This window comes from Helicobacter bilis ATCC 51630 (genome assembly GCF_000686565.1).
GTDB lineage: Bacteria > Campylobacterota > Campylobacteria > Campylobacterales > Helicobacteraceae > Helicobacter_A > Helicobacter_A bilis.
The window spans coordinates 1-15,875 of sequence record NZ_JMKW01000049.1; the positions used below are offsets into that span (position 1 = coordinate 1).

The window sequence follows — 15,875 nt, forward strand, 5'->3', positions numbered from 1 at the left end:
CAAAACAAAACTTTAGAATCTCTAGCCCTTACCCTTTTTCGCCATTACTTTATAGACAATCCAAAGCGCAATGAATGGGAAGAAAAACCTTTAAGTGAAGTGTGTCAAATAAAAAATGGATTTGCTTTTAAGAGTGAAGAGTATAAAAAGATTGGGATACCAGTTGTTAGAACAACAAATTTTAAAAATGGTTTTGTAGAAAATCACAATTTAGTTTATCTCGATGAGAATGACAAAAACAAATATTCAAAATACTTATTGCAAGTAAATGATTTTTTGCTTGTAATGGTTGGAGCAAGTTTGGGAAAGTATGCTATTGTAACCAGCGAAATTTTGCCCGCCCTTCAAAATCAAAATATGTGGAATTTTAGAGTATTAGGAAGTGTTTCCCAGTATTATTTAAACTATGCAATGCAAGAAATTATTGCTAACAATATAAATACTGCTTCTGGGAGTGCGAGAGAATTTTTTCAAAAGTCTTATTTTTATAAAATCCCAATTTTAATACCACCAAAAAATATTATGATGAAATTTCATACGCAAATGGATAATTTTTACCATAAAACAACAAACAATCGTAAGCAGATTCAGAATCTCCAAGCAATGCGGGATATGTTATTAAAAGCAATATTTGCTTAGAGAGAAATAAATCTCTCATAATAAGCCACAAGTCTTTATCTTAGTTATTCTAATACAAATTTTGCTTGTTCTTGTCTTAGAAATTCTGCTACATCACTGCAACAAATACCAAGCTTTTCGCAAACATTGGGGATTTTTATCTTATTTTTAGCATTGCTGCCACCTTTAGCTTCGTGAGTTACAATAGTGTAGGAATCCTGATAGGCAAGTGCTATGAGAAAATAATCCGCTCCATTAGAAAAATCTTGTATAGCTTTTTGCGTATATTGCATTGTGAGTAATGTCTGAGAAATCTCTGCATAAGATTTAGAAGTAATGTTTTCTATTGGTAGGAAAAATCCCCTGCTTTTTAATCGCTCTTTAAAATTTTGTAAATCATTGTTGGCAGAAGTGATTTCATCATACACCTTATTAATAGATTTCACAGAATCTAGCCGAGAGCATTTATCCAAAAAATCCCAAAATCCAGGACAAATATCAAAGGCGTAAAACCTATAAGCAGATTCTATAAAAATATTTGTATCAATCAAATATCGCTTCATTCGATTACCTTTACTTTTTTGGCAAGTTTATCAAATTTATCAAGCTTGATATTGAGTAAATTAAGTGCTTCTTTATAAGTTTCATAGCCATTAAGCGTGTCAATAATAACGCTTTTGGTGAAATTTTCACTATTGGAGACGATGATGTTGGTATAATAATTACCCCACCTTTTTGAAGATTTTGTGTTTGCAAGGCGTTCTAGCTCTGTATTTTTAAAGCCCTGATATGTTTCACCATTTATTAGTTTAAGCAAAAGTGCTTTTGTGGCAAGTGCCAAAGGGCTTGCTAACTTAAAACTACTTTGCAAATTTTGGATATTTGCTTGAATGGAATTTTGCCGATTCCACATTGATTGAAAAATTTTACTTGGCATTAGAATTTCCCCTGCAATATTGTTGCAACGATATTCTTCTTGTGAATCAAAATCATAGGAGCTAACACCGCTGTGTTTAAGCACAATATGTGCTAATTCGTGCAAAAGGGTAAAGATTTTACCGTTTTCACTCGTATCTTTGGAGTTTATGAATACAAGAGGTGCATACTCATCGTAAATAGCATAACCTCTACATTCGTTAAAGCTGATGGCTTTTCTTGTATTATTCTGAGATATTCCACTTTGTTGCACAATAATATTATATTGCTCAACATTATCCCTAAGGAAATTAAATCTCTGTCCTTTTGGTCGGTGCTTTGCACTATCAAATTGTGTAATTTCTTTAATTGTTTGGATAATTTCCCCATCTAAAGTAGGATTTTGATTTACTAAAAATTTGTTGTGTCCATTTCTTATGAGATAATTTCTAAACCATTCTTGCTTTTTTTTGCTTGAAGCAATGCAAGATTCAAGATTTTGACTAAACTCAGTAGCGTTTCTTCTAAAATCTGGTAGTATTTCTTCTGTTCTTGGAAGTTCATTTAAAAAAAGATAGGCAAATGGGATATTGAAATGATTCGCAAATTTTATGAGTTTTTCTGTTTTGATTTCAAAAGTTGTTGAAATATGATTGATAAATTTTTGAAATTCTTGAGCCTTTCTTTTGCCAAAGAATTTGATAATATCATTTTCTTGGTATGGAATGTTTCTCATCATTTCGCTATTCCCACTATGCAAAATCACAACTTTCCTTTTTTCTTTCAAACTTTTAAACAACTTAAACAATCGGTTGGCTATTATACTTAATTTCACATTATTTTTGATTAATGTGAAGAATGCCTATTCTGAATAATGTTTGTTATAATATTTCATACAAATGGATTTTTATACATAAAAAAGGACTAAACAATGTCAAAATTTAACGAAGAGAGCATAGAAGAGCTAATGTTGGAGACTTTGGGGAGTTTTGGCTATGAATGCAAAAATGCAAAAGAAGTTGCAAGGAAAAAAGATGAATGGATTATAAAAGAGATATTTTTAGATTCTATTATGCGTATAAACTTTGAATCTAAAAGCAATTATGACTTTCTAAGCTTGGAGCAAAAAGAGCATTTAGCCCTTGAAGCGTATAAAAAGATTCTAGCTTTAAGCGATGAAGAAGACTTAATGAATGCTAATGCGAAAATGCACGCATACTTGACTTATGGCATTACACTAGAAGCGATGGTAAATAGTGAGCAAAGGGGGATTAACCTAGAGTTACTAGACTTTGAGAATGTAGAAAATAACGCCTTTTTAGCACTCAATCAGTTTGTATTTAGCACAAAAGATTCTGTGCGATGTGATGTTGTTGTATTTGTCAATGGAGTGCCTTTGGTGCTATGTGAGCTGAAAAATCCCCTTGATAGAAACGCAGATTTACACAAAGCATATTTACAGATAGAAACCTATAAAGAAAAGGCAAAAGAGCTGTTTATCCCAAATGCGTTGTGTATCATAAGCGATGGGGTAGATTCTAAACTTGGCAGTTTGAATGCGGACTTTACACGCTTTCTAAAATGGCAGGGGCAAGGGGATATGCTAAGTGAAAATACGCGTGTTGTGGATATTTGCGAAGTATTAAAGCCCTGCGTTTTGCTTGATTTCTTACGCTATTTTATCACTTATGAGCAAAGCTACATACAAGATACACAAGGCTATAAAGAATCTAAACTCAATAAAAAGATCGCCGCATATCATCAATACTACGCTGTAAATAAGGCAATAGAGAGTGCCAGAAAGGCTATGCAAAGCAGTGAAACAAACAAAAAGGGTGGTGTAGTATGGCACACTCAAGGCAGTGGCAAAAGTCTATCAATGGTGTTTTTCTGTGCTAAAGCCCTAAAAGAGCTAAATAACCCTACGCTTTTACTACTCACAGATAGGACGGATTTAGATAATCAGCTATTTAATACCTTTATAAAGTCAAGCACACTTTTACAAACAACGCCTTTGCGATGTGAAAGCACAAAGGATTTAAAAGAGAAATTCACGCAAAGAAAAGGCGGGATAATCTTTAGCACAATGCAAAAGTTTAGAGATGAAAACGAACGCTTTGAGCTTTTAAGCCAAAGGGGAGATATTATCGTCATTGCCGATGAAGCCCACCGCACACAATATGGCTTTAGTGCAAGACTGCGTAGTGAATCCCTTGCCTATGGTTACGCACAAAATGTCCGCGATGCCCTGCCAAATGCTACTTATATAGGCTTTAGTGGCACACCCATAGAAAAAGATAATGCAAATACGCGAAATGTGTTTGGAGACTATATAGACATTTATGATTTTCAAAAAGCCGTAGATGATGGTGCGACCCTGCCTTTATATTATGAAAGTCGTTTAGCAAAGCTTCATCTAAGCGAAGAGGGCAAAAAGCTTATAGAATCTTTTGATACAGATAACACGCAAGGTAGTCTCTTAAAACTACAAGATATTATCGGGGCAAAAGAGCGACTAAAAAACATTGCCAAAGACATTTTAGAGCATTTTAACGCGAGAAAAGAAAAGCTTAAAGGCAAGGCAATGATAGCGTGTTCTAGCAGAGAAATTGCCGTGGATTTGTATAATGAGCTAGTAGAGCTTGAGCCAAGTTTGCATAGTGATGATTATACAACAGGCAGGGCAAAGGTCATCATCACTTCAAGTGCAAGTGATGGTGCAAAGCTATCAAAGTTTCACACAAGCAAAGAAGAGCAAAGACATATCGCAAATAGGGCAAATGATATAAATGACTGCCTAGAGTTTATCATCGTTTGTGATATGTGGCTAACAGGCTTTGATGCACCACCCTTGCATACACTCTATATTGACAAACCGATGAAGGGACACACCCTTATGCAAGCAATCGCAAGGGTAAATCGCGTATATAAAGATAAGCCTTCCGGGCTAATTGTAGATTATATAGGCATTATGGCAGAGCTTCAAAAAGCCTTGCAGTTTTACACACAGGGTAAATCGCAAAACTTCCTTGTAGATAAGCAAAAGCTAGTAGAAGTCGTCTATGAAAAGCACGAAGTATTAAAGCAAATGTTGCACGGCTTTGAGTATATGGGGTATTTTCAAGCAGACACAAGGGGTAAGATTGACTTACTCTCACAAATCACAGATAAGATTCTAAGTGATGAAGAGTTAAAAAAGCGATTTTTAGATGAAGTGGTAAAGCTTGTGAAAGCTTACATTATGGTGCTACCAAATGATGAGATACAAAAGCTTTCAAAAGAAATTGCCTTTTTTGAGTTGCTGAAAAATCGCATTAAAAAGAGTGAATACTCTAAAGCCCAAGCTGACAATGCACTCAAACAAAGCCTTATTAAGCAAGTCATTGACAAAGAGCTGGTAAGTGAGGGTATGATAGATATTTTAGATAAAAGTCAAATCAAAACAGAAAATATCTCTATCCTTTCAAATGAGTTTTTAGAGGGTATGAGACATTATAAATATCCACACATCGCACTAGAGACTTTACGCAAACTCTTAAATGATGAGTTACAAGCACGACTCCCAAAAGAGCTAAAAAGCAAAGGTTTGTATGAAAAACTTCATCAGATTCTAATGCAATATCAAAATAAACTCATAGACGCCGCAAAAGTCATTGAAGAGCTAATAGAGCTAAGCCAAGAACTCATCGCAAGTGATGAGAAAAAGCAGGATTCAGGCTTAAGCGATTATGAATACGCCTTTTATGAAGCATTGAGCGAGTTTAAAGAAGTAGAAGAGATTATGGGCGTAGAAAAACTGCGTGAGCTAAGCAAAGCGGTATTTTTTACGATTAAAGAGAATGCTACGCTTGATTGGACTTTGCGTGAGAGTGTGAGAGCAGAGCTTAGACTTGCGGTAAAAAAGGTGCTAAAGAAATACGGCTATCCGCCAAATAGCATACAGCTAGGCGTAGATAATGCCATCAAACAAGCCGAGCTTATCGCACAAGAGCTTGTTGGGGAGAAATAATCACATATAAGCAAAGGTTAGCTAACGAATATAGAGCAAGTAGAGCTAAGGGGCAGATTCTATTGCTTGATTTAGATTGTATTCCAAAGCTTTGCATTTAGAATCTTTGCCATCAAATAAGCTAAATTTTTGCACCCTACAACCACTTCGCATTCCCTGTAAAGCTTACAGATAGCCAAATCTTATAGCTTGGAATATCAAGGGATTTTTCAATCCTATCTCGCACGCAATCAAACTCCGCTACTGAACTAATCTTGCAATTTTTATCTATTAAGATATTGACCTCCACCATATAGAATCGCCCCGATTTCGCCACGTGCGTATCATAATCGCTAAAGCCAAAATCTTTACTCAAAGATTCCATAATTTGCGTGATTTTAGTATCAATCTCACTTGGGGCAACCATAATCAAATCTTTAAAATTCGCAATGGCTATGCGGATAGGCGAGACACACAGCATTAACGATAGCACTGCTAAAAGCAAGGGATCAACATACATCGCCAAAGCACTCTTAGGACTAAGCACAAAATAAATCACACCAAAAGCCCCCAACGCCCCCAAATACAGCACGCAGTCAATCTTCCACTCCGTATTATCCACTTTAATCAAATCAGATTCTAAAAGTCGCGTATAAAACAGCGTATAAATAAACAAAATCGCACAAAACACAAACGCACACAGACTATACGCCACCGCCCCGCCAAGCTCCACTGCATAGCCGCCGTGAATGATACTTTGCAGGGCATTGATAAAAGCATACACGCACACAAAGACTAGCACAAGGGATTTAAAGAGATTTACCATCGGCTCAAAGCGGACATAGCCGTATTGAAAAATGTCATCATCTTCCTTGTAAATGTAGCGAGAAGTAATCACGCTTAAAGCCCCAAGCCCCACGCTAATTAACGCTACAAAACCATCAAAAATCACCGCCATAGATTTTACAAAGATTCCAAAGCTAATGCCAAAAATCGCTAGGATTAATGCACTATACATTGAGACTTTAAGGACAAACTGCTCTTTTTGTGCCGCTTTTTTAGAATCTGTCTTAAGGGCGTGTTTTAAGGCTAGAATCTGTGCTTTATGCTTGTCTTGATTCTGTGTTGCGGGGTGATTAGATTCTGTGTGGTTAGAATCCATAAGGGTAGAATCTACGCTAGATTCTATGGGGTTTGTGGGGTTAGGTTGTGCTGTGTTAGATTCTAAAGGTTGCTTTTCTAAAGGTTGTTTAGATTCTAAATCTCGCTTAGAATCTTGTTTGCTTTTCCGCACACTTGTGCCATAAGAGCGGCGGTTGTATGTCGTATCTTGCTGTGTAGTCATTTGTAGCCTTTTAGATTCTGTATTTATGTAGTTTTAGCTAACTTGAGATTATAGCTAAATATGAGATTTAATATTTTATAATTTTTGTAACCCATTAGATTTTATGCTATATCACGTAATGTAAAGTAAAACACAAACGCTTAAACCAGCTTATATTACCCACTCTACCCAAACACCTTTTCTATCAGCATGTTAAAGCTATCACCCCTTTCCTTATATGATGAATACTGATCCAAACTAGCACATGCAGGGGATAGCATAACAATGGGCTTATTTGTATCATTACAGCATGTTTCTATATCTTTTATAGAATCTAGCAAGTAGTCTTCACGCAACTTAGAATAGATAGATTCCATAGCTTTATCTAGACTTACGCACTCTTTTACCCATATATTTTTTGCCTTGCATTCACTTGCGATTTTCCCCCCATCTTTTCCTATGCTAAAGACTTTTACCCCATTTTCTTGCAAAAATGGATATAGCATACCCATCTCTGCCCCTTTAGAATCTCCCCCTAAAATAAGATAGATTCTATACTGCTTATAAGTATGCAATGCAGAAAGGGCTGCATGTGGATTTGTCGCTTTAGAATCATTTATAAAAAGTAAGCCTTGTCTTTTGTGTTCCTCCATACGATATGCACCGATTTTATACTCTAAAATATTATTTATTTTAAAGTCAATATTGCCAAAACGCATACCACTAGCAGCCACGAGAAAATCTAGCCTAAAAGGCTCTTTAAAGCATTCAGCATACTTCTTTTCACATTGCAAATAAGAGTAAAGCATATTAGAATCTGTATAAAGCATAACATTTGCTTTTGTGTTGTTTATAATATCTTTTGCTACTTCATATTGCATGAGTTCTTGCGGGATAAGGGCGTAATGCTTGCTTGGGTCTTTTGCGTCATTGATGTATTTAAGCGGTTTTAATTTATCGGCAATATAGGATTCAAATCCGCCATGCCAACTTATATGATCTTGACTTAAAGGTAATAAAATATAGATATTAGGCAAGGCGTAATGTGTGTAATGCAGAGTAAATGAGCTTGTCTCAAGCACCCATATAGCGTTAGAATCTTGCCTTGATACCACATCATAGACTTGATTTTGCACTCTATTGCATTGTGCTACATCAATCTGTGTGTCGTTAAAGTCCTGCATAAAAAGTGTCGCAAGGGGTGTGCCGATATTGCCACCACTCTTTGCATGTAACATACATGATAGCATTTCTGTTGTCGTTGTCTTGCCATTTGTCCCGCTTATCCAAATGCTATATATCCCCTTTTTTATATGAAAAATAAAGTCATATTCACTCATAATATTCTTAAAATAGCTAAGAAAAGTAGAATCGGGGGCTATCCCCGGACTAATAATTGCTAAATTTGTATCACCATTTGGATTTTTTGTGCGAAGTGTCGCTACTTTTTTAAATGACTGGCAACTATTCCCCATAGAATCTATCTCATCATTTTCATACCTATCATCATAGATATGACAGATTATATTGTGCTTATTTAAAAGTGTAACTAATGCTTTATTAGTGATACCATAACCTAGAATGTTAATATACATACCCTACCCTTAATGCGTTAAGTTTTTGCAATTATAGCAAATCTAAGCGTTGCCTAATACATAAAATACTCTTGCAATTTTCACAAAAGCATTATAGAATCTAACTTTAAAAAAGGGATATAATGCAAGAGATTTTAAAAGCTTATTTACTAGCAATAAAAGATATAAAGGAAAGTGATAAAGAACACACTTATCGCCCACATTTATACAATTTTCTAACTGCAATTAATGGGGGGGGGGGGGTAAATCTAGCTCCCTAGAATCTAAAAACAATATTTATATAACCCACGAGCCAAATAATGATAAAGAAGGCAGGGGCGCGCCAGATTTTTTAATCACAAAAGATTCTCTTACACTTGGCTATATTGAAAACAAACGCATAAATGCCCCTTTAGATGAAATCGCACAAAGTGATCAGATCAAAAAATACTTCCGCCTAAGCTCAAATATTATTCTCACAGATTATCTTAGATTCTGCTTTTTATGCCATAGCACATTTAAGATTTCTCAAACCTTTAAAGAAGAGTTTGGAGCCGATCTAAATGATAACGAAAGCCTAAATATTCGATTTGCAAATACGCTTTATATTGATAGTATCGCAAATAAAATCAATCAACAAGGCGTGATTTATGCTAAAGATGGACAGAGTATCCAATCTTCTAGCACGGATAAAAGGATTTGTTTTGCAGATAGAATCCTAAATGGTGGAATCTTGCAAAAAGATGGGAGCTATATGAGTGATGATAAGCAGTTTATATATAGCCTTGATACGAGTGGGGCGGGGCTTTTGTGTATCACTTCTGTGTGTAAAAAGACAAGCTTTATCCTAGTAAATTTCTCGCAAAAAAATGCTGATTTTGGAATCTATTTGCGTGAAAAGCCTTATAAGGAAATGGGCTTTGTGTATTGCAACACTTTTAGTTTGCACCCCTATATTAAGGCTTTCAAGGAAATCGCCCCCTATATTGCAAAGCGAATTTATAAGCCTGATTTCTTCACAAAGGCAGTGGTGAATGACTATAAAAGCGAAAAAATCAATATTTTAGGTCCTTTTTATGATGATAAGATATTTACCAAAAGTGTCCAAAATATCCCTATGAATTTAGAAAATCTCTATTTGCTAAATGACGCAATGATTGAGAGTATGAAGTATTTTACTAAGGATAATGGGTTAGCAAAAGAGCTTTGCATTTTTGGAGGCAATCCTACGCCATTAGATAAATTTCGCGCGGATTTGCTAATAAAAACAATGAAAAATCTAAACCACAATATAACAAAAGGAAAGCCAGAACTTGTTATCAATCAAGTGGTGTTTCATAGCTTTGCTTTGGGCGAAGAAGTGGAGTTTTTGCAGGAATTAAGCAGGGATAGTGGCGGAAAATACTATAAAGTGGATTCTACTTTAGCGTTTAAAAAGGCATTACTTAGCCACCTTGATAATGGCAGAATGCCAGAGCCAAAAGAGCTAGGCGATGATGCGAGCATAGTGCCTAGCAAGCCAGAAAAAATCCACGATGATAATCCACCAAAAGATAAGTAAAAAGCATTAGAATCTAGCTAGATTCTAAGTCAAGTTACTTTGTAAAATTGTGTTTAAGAGCTTTAAATCGTTGAGTTTAGATTCCAATTCTTTAAATTTAGAATCTAACTCCCCCTTGCGTTTTATACTTAAATTTATAAAGCTAGATTCTCTCTCAATACCTACAAACTGCCTACCCAAAAGATTTGCTGCAATCCCTGTGGTGCTAGAGCCTGAAAATGGATCACAGATTATAGAATCTTTATTGCTCGCCATTAAAAGCAGTCGCACCAAAAGGGCTAAGGGCTTTTGTGTGGGGTGTTTGCCAAAGGTCTTTTCCCAAGGAGCAATCGCTGGGAAGCTCCACACATCACGCATTTGCTTATCATTGTTTAGCTTTTTTAGAATCTAAGCTCAAAAACGATGGTTGTCTTCAAAACAAAGAAGCTTTATTGCGATTTTGTGAAATTTGCAACTTAAATTCATTTTTGATTTTTCCTTGATTTGCTAGTCTATCAAGGATCATTTCATAATATGGCTTATGCAGCTCACAACTTAGCCATTGTCGCTTTAGCTTCTCACATAGCACAAGCTCTCCACCGCTTCCACCAAAAAGGATAAATACAGAATCCCCCTCATTCGTGCAAGATTTTATCAGCATTTCAACCAAGCCTAAAGGGATTTGACAGGAATGAAAAGTCTTATCCTTACTCACATTTTTAACCAAATCAAAATAAAACCAAGAATAAGGCATTCTGCCCTTATGTCCGTCTTTTAATCTTTGTAAGATTCTCTTATCGGTAGGATTTTGATAAGGCAAGGCAATATTGTCTTTATAAAAATGATTATCCTTTGTTTTTGTAGCGTGAAGTATGCTTCTGTGAGCGGTAGTAAAACGCCTTTTGCTATGTCCAACATTTGTATTATACACCCATACATATTCTTGCACATCATAAGCAATAGAATCTAAGCATTTTACACGCAAATACGCATTTTGCTTAGGATAATTCATCATAAATAAATTTCCACTAGGCTTTAATACACGCATAGATTCTATTGCCAATTCACAATACCATTCTATATAATCCTCCCATTTTTGCGTATATTTTGAGCCATTATAATTAATGCCTACATTATAATCTGGGTCCCCATACACCATATCTAAACTAGAATCTGGCAGGGTTCTTAGCACTTTTAGCACATCATCATTATAAAGTCTATTGAGTTTCATTTATTACCTTACCAAAACATATTCACACGATTTTAAAAATTTAATAGAATCTAAACGCAAAGGCTCACTAAAAGTATAAGCCCAAAGTTTTAAACTAGAATCTTTTCGCACTAAATACACACAAATAATTCTCTTAAAATTAAGCCCAGAGTTATAGTAATACAAAAATGGATGATAAATTTGATAAATATTAAAATCTTTAGGTTCTCCATTTTTTGCCTCAAAGATTCCAATCACGCCGTTAAACTCTAAGGTTAAATCAATCTCTATTTGCTGATTTTTTGCCTCTATCTCTTGTGTATCAAAGAAATAATTTAAAGTCGTTTTTGTGCGGTGAGGGAAGTAAGTTTTGGGGCGATTTTCTATACTTAAATTTTCAAATTCTAAATCCTCTCCAAACAAAAAATGATGTAATATCCTTTGATTATTTGCCACACTTAAGATATTACTTTCACTATCATTGTATTCATTTAAAAGACTTTTCTTGTATTGCCAACTTATGCTTTTTTGTAAAGCTTCAAAAGGGTGATAAAGCTTATCAATACCCTTTATAAACTGATGATAGCCGCCACCTAAATGCAAAATACAAATATTTTCATCAATAAAACTTTGTGGTAGTTTTTCGCTAGAATCTAATTTTGTAGCATCAAATGGATTACCAAAACTAGATTGTTGAGATACTTCTTTAACTAAATCATTATGGAATCTCAAATCATCTTGCTCCTTACAATGCTGATACAAAGCCTCCAAAACCAAGTGCTTTTTACTTTTACTATTTTTATTCATTTTCATACTCCGTTTTTAAATATTTTTCAATCCACAAAAAAAGCCCATATCTCTATTTGTAGCCATAAGTGTGCTTAGAAAAGACTCAAATGACAATGTATTTTTCACAATTATTCCTTATGTGTTGTGCGTTTAGATTCACTTTCCCAAATATTTTTAAAATATTATTATACAGCCTTCAATCACTTATTTTAGTTTCTCATTTACTTCTTGCTTTAAATGCCTCTAAAAACTCATCAGCACTCTTTTGACCAACACCTTCTTCTCGTAAAACACTTGATAGCTGACTTAACATCTCTTCTACCCTTTCTTTCTTTTTGTCAATGCGTGCTATTCTATCAGCCTGTGTTTCTTCATCAAGGTTATTTTTATCTAAAATTGTTTCTTTACGGGTTGTTTCCTTAATGGTTGTCTTACTTGACATACCGCTTAAAATATTGCTTGATTGACTTAGTGTTTTGGGTGTGCCAATGGATATATACTCATCATCTATATCATTTATCTTACTTCGCATTTGCTCTTTAAAATTATCTTCTTCTGTTAAATCTCTAAGTTCTATATGCAATTTTTCATTTTTTAGCTCAAGCTCACTAATCTTATCTTTTAAGCGAAATAATCGCTTAGCAGCTTTAAGATATACATCATGCAATTCTTGTGGATAGATTATCTGTGCTGCCCTTGCCATAGCGGTCGCTCCATTTTTTACATGCACGCTTACCACATTTAGCGGTTGAAATTCAGCGATTATGCCACTAAAATCAAGTGGATTAGAATCATCATCTTTAGTTAAAGCAAAACTTGCTTGTGTATCAAAAGATTCCATACTTTCTGCTTGTTTGTTTTGCATGATCTTATTTTTATAGAGTTGAGCTTTGTTTTGCATTTCTTCAATTTCAGTTTTTATATTTGCTAACTCTATGTTTGCATCTTTTAATAGATTGTTTGCTTCGGTAATCTCTGCGTTTAGATTCTTTAATTGCTTTTCTTTTGCTTTAATGAGAATCTCATATTCCTGCATACTCTCTATAAATTCTTTTTTCTTACTCTCAAAGATTTTAGCAATCTGCCATGCTTCCTTGATCGTTTCAGCCTTAGCAACAAACTCAAGGAAAATCTCTTGCTCATCGATATTCTGCACGATATGTGCTAATACTTCTTTTTCATCTTCTTGCAAACTCAAGTGTTACTCCTTATGTAGTTAATTTCAATCTGCTTCAAGGCTTAGGCTCTCAAGCCTTATATCTCGCCCTTGCGTGATATGTGTATTTTTGCTGTTACATTTTGGACAGGCTGGATTATCTAGGCTATGAAAAGTGCTTTTACAATCCTTGCATTCTAGCAAAATCTTTTCTGTTGTAAGCGTTAATGTTGCATCTTTTATAGAATCATATTCTGTCTGCAAGACTTCAAAAGCACTTTGTAATAAGCTTTTATCAATGTTTGAACGCTCACCCACACTTACAACGATATTTTGCACCTTTGCTGCATTATGCTCTTGTAAATGTGTCAAGCAAAGATCAAGAAGTGAAGCTACAATGGAATATTCATGCATATTTTTCCTTATTATTTTATCTTTGGTTTTAATAATGCTACATGAAAATTATTTTTAAAAAGCGGCATACTTTGCATAAGCCAACCAAATAATGCTACATTGCTATCAAATACTGCATTATATAAATCTAGCGTATTTGCAAATGGTAACCACAAGCTAAAAGCCATAAGCATAAAGACCGCACAAATTCTATCAATGCAATAGCAAATTGCAATCACACAAGAAATAAGCAGGATTTTATATCCTAAGGGTCCATACGCCCAATCAAAGATCCCAAAAGCATTACCTGCGAATAATAACCACAAAATAGCTAAAAACAAGAAACCGCGATAACTTATTGTAAAACCTATTTGATTAACAAATGTCCTAACAATAGAAAAAAGGCAAATAAAAAACAATAAAAAGCTAGGTGTATCAAATATGCTACAAAGAAGCATGGAAAAGCTTATATGGTGTATGGGAATCATGCTTAGTATAAACGCAAATAGGCTAATTACTCCACGCGTAAATGGCTGTAAAAATGTGCCAAAAAAAAGCCGCACAAAAGAGAGTATGCCAAGGGCTATTGCTGCACACATAAGAGAATATGTAAAAAGTGAATAATAAATCATTGTCTGCCTTTACATGCTTAATGCTTTTAATTTAAGATAAGATTCTAAACTATATGATATAGATTATATAACTATGGAATCTAGCCTTTCTGCCACTCGCTTTGGCGTTTAGCTTTCATATGTATCCTTGATAGAATTTAGATTTTTTATTTTTTGAATGGCCTGCAGGGTTTAAGATGCACTTACTAATTTCTAAACTGCTCTAAAATTTTAACCGACATTTTTTTCATTGTCAAGTCGTTTTATATACTCTAAGCTGAAATAAAAGATGGGCTTGGCAAAATACCCACTCATTTTAATTGTAATTTATCAGCTTCTAAATCCTCAAAAACCGATATTTTCTCTTGTTATGTAGGTTAGTGAGAATTAGCTGGAAAAAATTAAAATTATATGCTTGCGTACAATATTATAATTTGTATGAAGTAAATTAAAATAATTAGTGATTAAATGGGTAAGTGCATTTTATTGTGAGTGTAAAATTTCTTCTCGGCGCCTTATGGTCTTAGTGATAGAGCGTATAAAAAGCCTTTAAAATCTAGTCTAACCCCATAGACTATTTTATGTATATATTGCAATAAATAATGCTAGAAATGTAGGAATAGATTCTGTGTGAATTGTGTATTGTGGGAGAATTTTAAGAGCATTTTACCGGTGAATTATAAGACATAATTCCAAGTGAGAATCTATGCAGAAAGAATTTGTAAGCATGATTACATTTACTCTAATTTTTTACTAATATGTGCGGTATTTTCTGCATTTTGTAGCCATATAAACACATCTACAACGGCTTGATACAATGCTTCAGGCACATTACTATTCACTTCCATTTTTATAAGAGAATCAACAAGTTCGGCATTGCAAAAAAGTGGCACTTGATATTCCTGCGCTTTGGCAATAATCGCCTCTGCGATTTTCCCCTGCCCACTTGCAACAATGCGTGGAGCATGATCTTTATATTCCTCATAGGCAAGAGCCGCAGCCTTTTTTTTCATGCATAATCCTTTCTAAAATGATACATTAAATCGACGAATTTACTGCTTTTATAGATACTTGTGGTTTATTTTTTACTTAAACATAATGCCTAAGCCCTAAAAAACTTTTCAAAGGCATTGAGTGATAAGACAAGAATACAAAAACAAACATTAAAGGCATGTAATGAATATTTAGAGTTAGAAAAACAAGGCTTAATCACTAGAAATACAAAATCAAGGTTAGCTAAAAAGCATAAAATATTCTATGCACATATTAACACCTTTATATATGCTTACAAAAAAGACAACGATATAAAAGATAAATATAAAAAGTCGGTAGATAATGCACTTAACAACACGCTTTTATATCGCACTTGTAAAGAGTATCTAAACATACACAAACTAAACACACCACATAGAATCCGCTCTACATTCTCAACAATATTATATGATTTAACACCTAAGCATAAGCTAGATTTCACAATTATTGAAATGTGCTTAGCCCATAGCGTCGGCAATATGGTAATACAAAGTTATAACCATAGCGAAAGAATGCAAGAAAGACTAGAATTAATGCAATTTTGGGCTGATTATATAGACAAATTAGCACATGAGAACACCTTGCAACAAGTAGTAAATAATAGTGATTTGTATTTGTTTAATCCTACTGATGACAGCGATACATTAAGGTTTTAAATATGTATGTGTTATGTGTATGCAAAGGCTTACATATGCTTTTATGTTTGGCTCTTAGTATGCAAACAA

The 15,875-nt window shown here is 34.4% G+C and carries 16 protein-coding genes and 1 pseudogene; 6 read left to right on the forward strand and 11 right to left on the reverse strand.

Annotation, left to right across the window (positions count from 1 at the left end; all coding sequences use genetic code 11):
- Positions 1–639 (forward strand): restriction endonuclease subunit S (locus tag T368_RS0108990; protein WP_027338445.1); only part of this gene is annotated, 639 nt, incomplete at its 5' end.
- Positions 640–683: 44 nt separating this feature from the next.
- Here the strand turns inward: T368_RS0108990 and T368_RS0108995 are convergent.
- On the reverse strand, positions 684–1,181 hold the full coding sequence (locus T368_RS0108995) for a DUF4411 family protein (RefSeq protein WP_004087254.1): 498 nt from the start codon (positions 1,179–1,181) through the stop codon (positions 684–686).
- Positions 1,178–2,299, reverse strand: coding sequence for an ImmA/IrrE family metallo-endopeptidase (locus T368_RS0109000; RefSeq protein ID WP_004087255.1), 1,122 nt, complete (start codon positions 2,297–2,299; stop codon positions 1,178–1,180). Before T368_RS0109000 ends, T368_RS0108995 begins: the two co-directional genes overlap by 4 nt.
- Positions 2,300–2,464: 165 nt before the next feature.
- On the opposite strand from T368_RS0109000, the gene T368_RS0109005 reads away from it, so the two are divergent.
- Positions 2,465–5,542 carry a type I restriction endonuclease subunit R gene (locus T368_RS0109005; protein ID WP_004087256.1) on the forward strand — a complete coding sequence of 1,026 codons (3,078 nt, stop codon included), beginning with the start codon at positions 2,465–2,467 and terminating at the stop codon, positions 5,540–5,542.
- A 136-nt stretch (positions 5,543–5,678) separates the two neighbouring features.
- On the opposite strand, the gene T368_RS0109010 is transcribed toward T368_RS0109005, so the two are convergent.
- Positions 5,679–6,866 carry a cation diffusion facilitator family transporter gene (locus T368_RS0109010; protein ID WP_004087258.1) on the reverse strand — a complete coding sequence of 396 codons (1,188 nt, stop codon included), beginning with the start codon at positions 6,864–6,866 and terminating at the stop codon, positions 5,679–5,681.
- A 164-nt stretch (positions 6,867–7,030) separates the two neighbouring features.
- Complete coding sequence (locus T368_RS0109015) at positions 7,031–8,440, reverse strand: Mur ligase family protein (RefSeq protein WP_004087260.1); 1,410 nt, start codon at positions 8,438–8,440, stop codon at positions 7,031–7,033.
- A gap of 122 nt (positions 8,441–8,562) precedes the next feature.
- Here T368_RS0109015 and T368_RS17420 point away from each other — a divergent pair, with 122 nt between their 5' ends.
- A complete protein-coding gene (locus T368_RS17420; protein ID WP_004087262.1) occupies positions 8,563–8,700 on the forward strand; it encodes a hypothetical protein in 138 nt (45 codons plus the stop codon).
- A gap of 362 nt (positions 8,701–9,062) precedes the next feature.
- A complete protein-coding gene (locus T368_RS0109025) occupies positions 9,063–9,980 on the forward strand; it encodes a hypothetical protein (RefSeq protein WP_004087264.1) in 918 nt (305 codons plus the stop codon).
- Positions 9,981–10,004: 24 nt separating this feature from the next.
- Here T368_RS0109025 and T368_RS13765 read toward each other — a convergent pair.
- The 6 genes and pseudogenes from T368_RS13765 to T368_RS15580 form a co-directional block, all read right to left on the reverse strand.
- Positions 10,005–10,367 (reverse strand): annotated as a pseudogene (locus T368_RS13765) (DNA methyltransferase); the annotation flags it as partial.
- Positions 10,368–10,392: 25 nt separating this feature from the next.
- On the reverse strand, positions 10,393–11,190 hold the full coding sequence (locus T368_RS0109035) for a DNA-methyltransferase (RefSeq protein WP_004087268.1): 798 nt from the start codon (positions 11,188–11,190) through the stop codon (positions 10,393–10,395).
- 3 nt (positions 11,191–11,193) lie between these two features.
- Positions 11,194–11,976: a type II restriction enzyme gene (locus T368_RS0109040; RefSeq protein WP_004087269.1), complete on the reverse strand. Its 783-nt coding sequence runs from the start codon at positions 11,974–11,976 to the stop codon at positions 11,194–11,196.
- A 199-nt stretch (positions 11,977–12,175) separates the two neighbouring features.
- The gene (mua, locus tag T368_RS0109050) at positions 12,176–13,156 is read right to left on the reverse strand and encodes a nickel-binding protein Mua (protein ID WP_004087270.1); all 981 of its coding nucleotides are present in this window, start codon (positions 13,154–13,156) and stop codon (positions 12,176–12,178) included.
- A 24-nt stretch (positions 13,157–13,180) separates the two neighbouring features.
- A complete protein-coding gene (hypA, locus tag T368_RS0109055) occupies positions 13,181–13,528 on the reverse strand; it encodes a hydrogenase/urease nickel incorporation protein HypA (RefSeq protein WP_004087271.1) in 348 nt (115 codons plus the stop codon).
- 11 nt (positions 13,529–13,539) lie between these two features.
- Entirely contained in the window at positions 13,540–13,848 is a 309-nt protein-coding gene (locus T368_RS15580) for a hypothetical protein (RefSeq protein ID WP_138184058.1), read from the reverse strand.
- 100 nt (positions 13,849–13,948) lie between these two features.
- On the opposite strand from T368_RS15580, the gene T368_RS15585 reads away from it, so the two are divergent.
- Positions 13,949–14,131 carry a hypothetical protein gene (locus T368_RS15585; RefSeq protein ID WP_138160910.1) on the forward strand — a complete coding sequence of 61 codons (183 nt, stop codon included), beginning with the start codon at positions 13,949–13,951 and terminating at the stop codon, positions 14,129–14,131.
- A gap of 724 nt (positions 14,132–14,855) precedes the next feature.
- Here T368_RS15585 and T368_RS0109065 read toward each other — a convergent pair.
- Complete coding sequence (locus T368_RS0109065; protein WP_004087273.1) at positions 14,856–15,131, reverse strand: EscU/YscU/HrcU family type III secretion system export apparatus switch protein; 276 nt, start codon at positions 15,129–15,131, stop codon at positions 14,856–14,858.
- Positions 15,132–15,248: 117 nt separating this feature from the next.
- Between T368_RS0109065 and T368_RS0109070 the strand changes: the two genes are divergently transcribed.
- Positions 15,249–15,806 (forward strand): hypothetical protein, encoded by a 558-nt coding sequence (locus T368_RS0109070; RefSeq protein WP_004087274.1) that lies wholly within the window; start codon positions 15,249–15,251, stop codon positions 15,804–15,806.
- The last annotated feature ends 69 nt before the right edge of the window (positions 15,807–15,875 follow it).